Consider the following 7862-nt stretch of genomic DNA (forward strand, 5'->3'; position numbering starts at 1 on the left):
ATTCCATTACCACAGAGTTATTTCAGCCTTAAAACCTGTGTAGGGATCTATGGCTATCGGGGCCAAATGCACCGAGTTGCCGGGTGGTGGCTCAGAGGAATTTAACTGTGGGAGCGGGCAAGCCCCCTCCCACCTGTCCTTTCACTTGGCTTTAGAGCGGGGTGAGTACATTCATCACCGTATCCAACGCTACCCGCGTGTCATCCAGCTGCACGAGCGACGCATGCCGCGCGCCCAGGGCATCGCGGTTCTGGATGGCGGTGAGGATGGCTTTATGCCGAGGCAGGCTCAGGCCCTGGATGTCGGGGCGGCGGTTGGTGATGTTGATCGATTCGCGCAACGGCAGCGACAGCATGTTGCACATATATGCCAGCAGGTCGTTGCGGGTGGCGTCGGCGATGGCGCGGTGGAAGTCCAGGTCGGCCTGTAGCAGCTGTTCGTGGGTCTGCGCGGTTTCCATGCCGTGGTAGGCCTTTTCGATGATGGCGATGTCATCGTCGGTGGCGGTGGTCGCGGCCATGGCGGCGATTTCCGGTTCGAGGATGCGCCGCACACCGGCCAGGGTGTTGAAAAACTCGCTATGGGGCGTGGACTGCATCAACCAGGACAGCACGTCCGGGTCGAGCAGGTGCCATTTGAGCCGTGGCCGCACCACCGCACCCACCCGTGGCTTGGAGTACACCAGGCCCTTGGCACTGAGCACGCGGGTCGCCTCGCGCAACACCGAACGGCTGACCTTGTACTCCTCGCAGAGCGTGGCCTCCATGGGCAGGCGTTCTTCTGGCTTGAAGCGACCGGAAACGATGTGCATGCCCAAGTCCTGGACGATCTGGGCATGCATGCTCTTGCGCGGCTTGGACGGCTGGTGATCCATAACGGGCGGGATGCTCTGGCTTAAATTCGCGGCATCATAGCATCCCAATTAGTGGGAATGCCGTGGGACTTCCGCTCCACGGCAACCCACCAGAAAGTCAAAGTCGCAGCCTTGGTCCGCTTGCAGCACATGGTTGATGTATAGCTGGCGATAGCCGCCGACGATCAGGTCCTGTGGCGGCTTGAGGTCGGCCATGCGCGCCGCCAGCTCGGCGTCGGAAATGTCCAGGTGCAAGCGGCCGTTGGCGCAGTCCAGCTCGATCCAGTCACCTTCCTGCACCGTGGCCAAGGGCCCGCCGGCGGCAGCTTCCGGTGCCACATGCAGCACCACGGTGCCGTAGGCCGTGCCGCTCATGCGCGCATCGGAAATGCGCACCATATCGGTCACGCCCTGGGCCAGCAGCTTGGCCGGCAGGCCCATATTGCCGACTTCGGCCATGCCCGGATAACCCTTGGGCCCGCAGTTTTTCATGACCAGGATCGAGTTGGCGTCCACCTCCAGCTCCGGGTCGTTGATGCGCGCCTTGTACATGTCGAAGTTCTCGAACACCACCGCACGGCCGCGATGCTGCATCAATTCCGGGCTGGCCGCCGACGGCTTGAGAACTGCACCGAGCGGCGCCAGGTTGCCGCGCAGCACGCAGATGCCGCCGTCGGCGCGGATCGGGTTATCCAGAGTGCGGATCACTTCGTCCTGGCCGTAGATCGGCGAATCCTGGGTGTTTTCGCCCAGGGTCTTGCCGTTGACGGTCAGCGCGTTCGGGTGTGGGATCAGGTTGGCTTCGCCCAGGCGACGCAGCACCGCAGGCAGGCCGCCGGCGTAGTAGAACTCTTCCATCAGGAAACGCCCGGAGGGCTGCAAGTCCACGATAGTCGGCATACCGCGACCGATGCGGGTCCAGTCGTCCAGTTCAAGGTCCACGCCGATACGCCCGGCAATGGCTTTAAGGTGGATCACCGCGTTGGTCGAACCGCCGATGGCCGCGTTGACCCGAATCGCGTTTTCAAAGGCTTCTTTGGTGAGGATCTTCGACAGGCGCAGGTCTTCACGCACCATCTCCACCGCACGCATGCCCGACATATGCGCCAGCACATAACGGCGCGCATCCACTGCGGGAATCGCGGCGTTGTGCGGCAGGGAAGTGCCGAGGGCTTCCGCCATGCAGGCCATGGTCGAGGCGGTGCCCATGGTGTTGCAGGTGCCCGCCGAACGGGACATACCGCCCTCGGCCGCGAGGAAATCATCCAGGGTGATGGTGCCGGCCTTGACCTGCTCACTCAGTTGCCACACCACCGTGCCCGAACCAATGTCCTGGCCCTTGTGCTTACCGTTGAGCATCGGCCCGCCCGTCACCACGATCGCCGGTACGTCGCAACTGGCGGCGCCCATCAGCAGGGCCGGGGTGGTCTTGTCGCAGCCGGTCAGCAGCACCACGCCGTCGATGGGGTTGCCGCGAATGGCTTCTTCTACATCCATGCTCGCCAGGTTGCGGGTGAGCATGGCGGTAGGGCGCAGGTTCGACTCGCCGTTGGAAAACACCGGGAATTCCACCGGGAAGCCACCGGCCTCGATCACCCCACGTTTGACGTGCTCGGCGATCTGACGGAAGTGCGCGTTGCACGGAGTCAGCTCCGACCAGGTGTTGCAAATACCGATGATCGGCTTGCCATGGAACTGGTGGTCGGCGATGCCCTGGTTCTTCATCCAGCTGCGGTACATGAAGCCGTTCTTATCGGCAGTACCGAACCACTGGGCGGAGCGTAGGCCGGGCTTTTTATCAGACATGATCGATTTCTCTTATTGTATGACTATATGTTCTCTCTGCGGCTAAACATAAGCGCAAAATCTTCCATTTGGAAGTGTTGTTTCGTAAATAGTACTACTATATAGTCGATCTCAACTGAGGTGTGGCCCTGGCGAGTTATCGCGAGAGGCGTCGCCCGAGCTTCTATAAAAACAACAATCGGAGATCGACCCCCATGAGCCAGGAACTGCGGCTTATTCGGCGCATCACGCTGAAACTGATTCCCTTCCTGATCCTGCTGTACCTGATCGCCTACGTGGACCGTTCCGCCGTGGGTTTCGCCAAGCTGCACATGGGCGCCGATGTCGGCATCGGTGACGCCGCCTATGGCCTGGGCGCGGGCCTGTTCTTTATCGGCTACTTCCTGTTCGAGATTCCCAGCAACCTGATGCTCGACCGCTTCGGCGCCCGGCGCTGGTTCGCGCGGATCATGATCACCTGGGGCACCATCACCATCGGCATGGCCTTTGTGCAGGGGCCGCACAGCTTCTATGTGATGCGTTTTCTGCTCGGCGCGGCGGAAGCCGGGTTCTTTCCCGGCGTGCTGTACTACATCACCCAATGGTTCCCGGTGCGCCATCGCGGCAAAATCCTCGGCCTGTTTATCCTTTCCCAACCCATTGCCATGATGATCACCGGCCCGGTGTCCGGCGGCCTGCTGGGCATGGACGGCATCCTCGGTCTGCATGGCTGGCAGTGGCTGTTCATCGTGATCGGCACCCCGGCGATCCTGCTGACCTGGCCGGTGCTGCGCTGGCTGCCGGACGGCCCCAAACAGGTCAAATGGATGAGCGAGGACGAGAAAGCCTGGCTCACCGGCGAGCTGGCCAAAGATCTGCAGGCCTACGGCCAGACCCGTCACGGCAACCCGCTGCATGCCCTCAAGGACAAGCGCGTGCTGTTGCTGGCGCTGTTCTACCTGCCGGTGACCCTGAGCATCTATGGCCTGGGCCTGTGGCTGCCGACCCTGATCAAACAGTTCGGCGGCACGGACCTGGTTACCGGCTTTATCTCGGCCGTGCCGTATATCTTCGGCATCATCGGCCTGCTGATCGTCCCGCGCAGTTCCGACCGTTTGAATGATCGCTACGGCCACCTTGCCGTGCTGTATGTACTGGGTGCCACCGGCCTGTTCTTCAGCGCCTGGCTCGGCGCGCCGGTGCTGCAGATGGCGGCGTTGTGCCTGGCGGCGTTCGCGATGTTTTCCTGCACCGCAGTGTTCTGGACCTTGCCGGGGCGTTTCTTCGCCGGCGCCAGTGCAGCGGCGGGCATTGCCCTGATCAACTCGGTGGGCAACCTGGGCGGTTATATCGGTCCGTTCGTGATCGGCGCGCTCAAGGAGTACACCGGCAACCTGGCCTCGGGCCTGTATTTCCTGTCCGGCGTGATGCTGTTCGGCCTGGTGTTGACCGGCGTGGTCTACCGCGTGCTGGAGCGCAAACATGTGCTACCGGCCGACCAGTTCGCCGCCAGCGCCCGTGGTGCCACCCGTACTTAATTCAAGGAGAAAGCTGATGCGTTTAGTGCAGTTCGAACTCAATAACGGCGAGCGCCGGGTCGGCGTTGTCGATGGCACCCGGTTACGCGAAGTGCAGGGCGCCGGCAGCGTGCGCGAACTGGCGCTGGCCGCCATCGAAGCCGGGGCTTCATTGCAGCAGCAGGTCGACAGCCTGGGCTTGGGCGACAGCCATGACTACGCCGCGTTGCTCGCCGAACAGAAGATCCTGCCGCCGCTGGACCATCCGGACCCGGCCCATATGCTGATCAGCGGCACCGGCCTGACCCACCTGGGCAGCGCCGCCGCTCGCGACAAAATGCACCAACAGGCCGGCGACGAAGCCACGTTGACCGACACCATGCGCATCTTCAAATGGGGCGTGGAGGGCGGCAAGCCCGCCGTCGGTCAGGCGGGGGTGCAACCGGAATGGTTCTACAAAGGCGACGGCAGCATCGTGGTGCGCCCTGGCCAGGCGTTCCCGGTGCCACCCTTTGCCGAAGACGCCGGCGAAGAGCCGGAGATCGGCGGCCTGTACGTCATCGGCCACGACCGCAAGCCGTATCGTCTGGGTTTTGCGGTGGGCAACGAGTTCTCCGACCATGTCATGGAGCGCAAGAATTACCTGTACCTGGCCCACTCCAAACTGCGCAGTTGCAGCTATGGCCCCGAGCTGCGCGTGGGCGAATTGCCCCAGCACCTGGCCGGCACCAGCCGCCTGCTGCGCGACGGCCAGGTGATCTGGGAAAACGAATTCCTCAGCGGCGAGGCCAACATGTGCCACAGCCTGGAAAACCTTGAGTACCACCACTTCAAGTACAGTCAGTTCCTCACGCCGGGCGATGTGCATATTCATTTCTTCGGCACCGCCACGCTGTCATTCGCCGACGGTATACGTACCCAACCGGGGGATGTGTTCGAGATCAGCCAGGCCGAGTTCGGCGCGCCGCTGATCAACAGTGTCGGCCAGGCCGATGCGGTATTCGAACCCGGCAACGTCGTCACCCTTTAAGGAGAGCACCATGACCCAGTTTATCGGCCACAACTACATCGGCGGCCAGCGCAGCGCCCAGGGCAGCACCAAGCTGCACAGCGTCGACGCGGCCACCGGCGAAACCTTGCCTCAGGTTTTCTTCCAGGCCACCTCGCAAGAGGTCGACGCCGCCGCCCAGGCCGCCGCCGCCGCGTACCCGGCGTACCGCGCCTTGAGCGCCGCGCGCCGTGCGCAGTTCCTCGACGCGATTGCCGACGAACTGGATGCCCTGAGTGATCATTTCGTCGAGTTGGTGTGCCGCGAAACCGCGCTGCCGGCCGCCCGCATCAAAGGCGAACGCGGTCGCACCAGCGGCCAGATGCGCCTGTTCGCCACCGTGCTGCGGCGCGGTGACTTCTACGGCGCGCGCATCGACAAAGCCCTGCCGGACCGCCAACCACTGCCGCGTCCGGACCTGCGTCAATACCGCATCGGCCTCGGCCCGGTGGCGGTGTTCGGTGCAAGCAACTTCCCGCTGGCGTTCTCCACAGCCGGCGGCGACACCGCAGCCGCGCTGGCGGCCGGGTGCCCAGTGGTGTTCAAGGCCCACAGCGGGCATATGGCGACGGCCGAATGCGTGGCCGATGCGATCATCCGCGCGGCCGAGGCCACCGAGATGCCCGCCGGCGTGTTCAATATGATCTTCGGCGGCGGCGTCGGTGAAGCGTTGGTCAAGCACCCGGCGATCCAGGCGGTGGGCTTTACCGGCTCGCTCAAAGGCGGTCGCGCCCTGTGCGACATGGCGGCGGCGCGCCCGCAACCGATCCCAGTGTTTGCCGAGATGTCGAGCATCAACCCGGTGATCGTGCTGCCCCAGGCCCTACAGGCACGGGCAGACACCGTGGCCCGCGACCTGACCGCCTCGGTGGTGCAAGGCTGCGGCCAGTTCTGCACCAACCCAGGCCTGGTGATCGGGATCGCCTCGCCCGAATTCAGCGCATTCACCCAGCAAGTGGCGCAGTTGATCGGCGAGCAACCGGCGCAAACCATGCTCAACGCCGGCACTTTGAGCAGCTATGGCAAGGGCCTGGAAAAACTCCTCGCGCACCCTGGTATCCAGCACCTGGCGGGCAATGCCCAATCCGGCAATCAGGCCCAGCCGCAGCTGTTCAAGGCTGACGCCAGTTTATTGATCAACGGCGATGAGGCACTGCAGGAAGAAGTCTTCGGCCCCACCACGGTGTTTGTTGAAGTCGCCGATCAGGCCCAGCTCAGGGCCGCATTGCAAGGCCTGCATGGGCAACTGACGGCGACGCTTATCGGCGAGCCGGGCGACTTGCAGCAGTTCGCCGAACTTACGCCACTGCTGGAGCAGAAGGTCGGGCGCATTCTGCTCAACGGCTACCCGACCGGGGTGGAGGTCTGCGATTCGATGGTGCATGGCGGTCCGTACCCAGCGACCTCCGATGCCCGTGGCACTTCGGTCGGCACCCTGGCCATCGACCGCTTCCTGCGTCCGGTGTGTTTCCAGAACTACCCTGACAGCCTGCTGCCCGATGCGCTGAAAAATGCCAATCCGCTGCGTATCCAGCGCTTGGTGGACGGCACGCCGTCGCGCGATCCGCTGTAAACACCCAACCCGCGTCCAGGAGGCTATATGTCGTTGAGCGCAGTGACCGCACACCGTGCGCAGTTGGGGGAGGGCCCGTTCTGGGACGGTCCGACCCAGGCGTTGTATTGGGTGGATATCGCCGGCAAACAGGCGCTGCGCCTGATGGATGGGCAACTGCGCGTGTGGCGGATGCCCGAGCATGTCTCGGCGTTCATCCCCTGCGAACGCGGCGATGCGCTGGTGACCTTGAGCAGTGGCGTCTACCGCCTGGACCTGGCCACCGAGGCCCTGACCCTGCTGTGCCAGGCCGATCCACACCCCGGCAACCGTGGCAATGAAGCGCGTTGCGATGCCCAGGGGCGGCTGTGGTTGGGCACCATGCAGAACAACATCGGCGAGCAGGGTGAAGACCTGCCGATCACGCGGCGCTCCGGCGGCCTGTTCCGCGTGGACGCCGACGCCACGGTCACGCCATTACTGCAAGGGTTGGGTATCCCCAATACCTTGCTGTGGAGCGACGACGGCAGCCAGGTGCACTTCGGTGACAGCCTGGACGGCGCGCTTTACCGGCACTGCATTTCGGCCAACGGCCATCTGGAGTCGCCCACGCTGTGGTTTGGTCCGCATCCGCGTGGCGGGCCGGACGGCTCGGCGATGGACGCCAACGGTTATATCTGGAACGCCCGCTGGGACGGCGGTTGCTTGCTGCGGCTGACGCCCACGGGCGAGGTGGATCGAGTCATCGAGCTGCCGGTCAGCCGCCCCACCAGTTGCGTGTTTGGTGGGCCCGAACTCACCACCCTGTTTATTACCAGTGCGGCCAGTCCTCTGGATCACCCCTTGGACGGTGCCGTGCTGGCTATCGATGTCGATGTACCTGGCAAACCTTGCCATCGCTTTGCCGGTTAACCCCAAGCGCTAACAACAATAACAAGGAGTCACCCGTATGAATCGTCGTCGTGGTATCCGTTCCCTGTGCTGCGCCGCTGTGGCGGTATCGGCCATGAGCTTGAGTGGGCTGGTGCTGGCCGCTGATACAGTCAAAATCGGCTTCCTGGTCAAACAAGCCGAAGAACCTTGGTTTCAGACCGAGTGGGCCTTCGC

General features: G+C 63.5%; 6 protein-coding genes and 1 pseudogene. 5 read left to right on the plus strand and 2 right to left on the minus strand.

Going from position 1 to position 7862, the window contains the following annotated elements; all coding sequences use genetic code 11:
• Positions 1-151 precede the first annotated feature (151 nt).
• Both YA0848_RS18530 and YA0848_RS18535 read right to left on the minus strand, forming a co-directional pair.
• Positions 152-874 carry a FadR/GntR family transcriptional regulator gene (locus tag YA0848_RS18530; RefSeq protein WP_034096881.1) on the minus strand — a complete coding sequence of 241 codons (723 nt, stop codon included), beginning with the start codon at positions 872-874 and terminating at the stop codon, positions 152-154.
• Positions 875-922: 48 nt separating this feature from the next.
• Complete coding sequence (locus YA0848_RS18535; RefSeq protein WP_034112990.1) at positions 923-2659, minus strand: IlvD/Edd family dehydratase; 1737 nt, start codon at positions 2657-2659, stop codon at positions 923-925.
• A gap of 194 nt (positions 2660-2853) precedes the next feature.
• Here YA0848_RS18535 and YA0848_RS18540 point away from each other — a divergent pair, with 194 nt between their 5' ends.
• The 5 genes and pseudogenes from YA0848_RS18540 to YA0848_RS18560 form a co-directional block, all read left to right on the plus strand.
• Positions 2854-4176, plus strand: coding sequence for an MFS transporter (locus tag YA0848_RS18540; RefSeq protein WP_047882523.1), 1323 nt, complete (start codon positions 2854-2856; stop codon positions 4174-4176).
• 16 nt (positions 4177-4192) lie between these two features.
• Entirely contained in the window at positions 4193-5185 is a 993-nt protein-coding gene (araD1, locus tag YA0848_RS18545) for an AraD1 family protein (RefSeq protein WP_040267945.1), read from the plus strand.
• A gap of 10 nt (positions 5186-5195) precedes the next feature.
• Entirely contained in the window at positions 5196-6776 is a 1581-nt protein-coding gene (locus tag YA0848_RS18550) for an aldehyde dehydrogenase (NADP(+)) (RefSeq protein WP_169903973.1), read from the plus strand.
• 27 nt (positions 6777-6803) lie between these two features.
• Positions 6804-7667, plus strand: coding sequence for an SMP-30/gluconolactonase/LRE family protein (locus YA0848_RS18555; protein WP_169903972.1), 864 nt, complete (start codon positions 6804-6806; stop codon positions 7665-7667).
• Between the two features lie 37 nt (positions 7668-7704).
• Positions 7705-7862, plus strand: a pseudogene (locus tag YA0848_RS18560) (arabinose ABC transporter substrate-binding protein); the annotation flags it as partial.

Source organism: Pseudomonas sp. S4_EA_1b (assembly GCF_016307435.1).
Classification (GTDB): domain Bacteria; phylum Pseudomonadota; class Gammaproteobacteria; order Pseudomonadales; family Pseudomonadaceae; genus Aquipseudomonas; species Aquipseudomonas rhodesiae.

Excerpts from the sequence above, each read along its gene's own strand:
- YA0848_RS18540 (WP_047882523.1), top strand. The coding sequence starts at position 2,854 with ATGAGCCAGGAACTGCGGCTTATTCGGCGCATCACGCTGAAACTGATT.
- YA0848_RS18555 (WP_169903972.1), top strand. The coding sequence starts at position 6,804 with ATGTCGTTGAGCGCAGTGACCGCACACCGTGCGCAGTTGGGGGAGGGC.
- YA0848_RS18530 (WP_034096881.1), bottom strand. The coding sequence starts at position 874 with ATGGATCACCAGCCGTCCAAGCCGCGCAAGAGCATGCATGCCCAGATC.
- araD1 (WP_040267945.1), top strand. The coding sequence starts at position 4,193 with ATGCGTTTAGTGCAGTTCGAACTCAATAACGGCGAGCGCCGGGTCGGC.
- YA0848_RS18550 (WP_169903973.1), top strand. The coding sequence starts at position 5,196 with ATGACCCAGTTTATCGGCCACAACTACATCGGCGGCCAGCGCAGCGCC.
- YA0848_RS18535 (WP_034112990.1), bottom strand. The coding sequence starts at position 2,659 with ATGTCTGATAAAAAGCCCGGCCTACGCTCCGCCCAGTGGTTCGGTACT.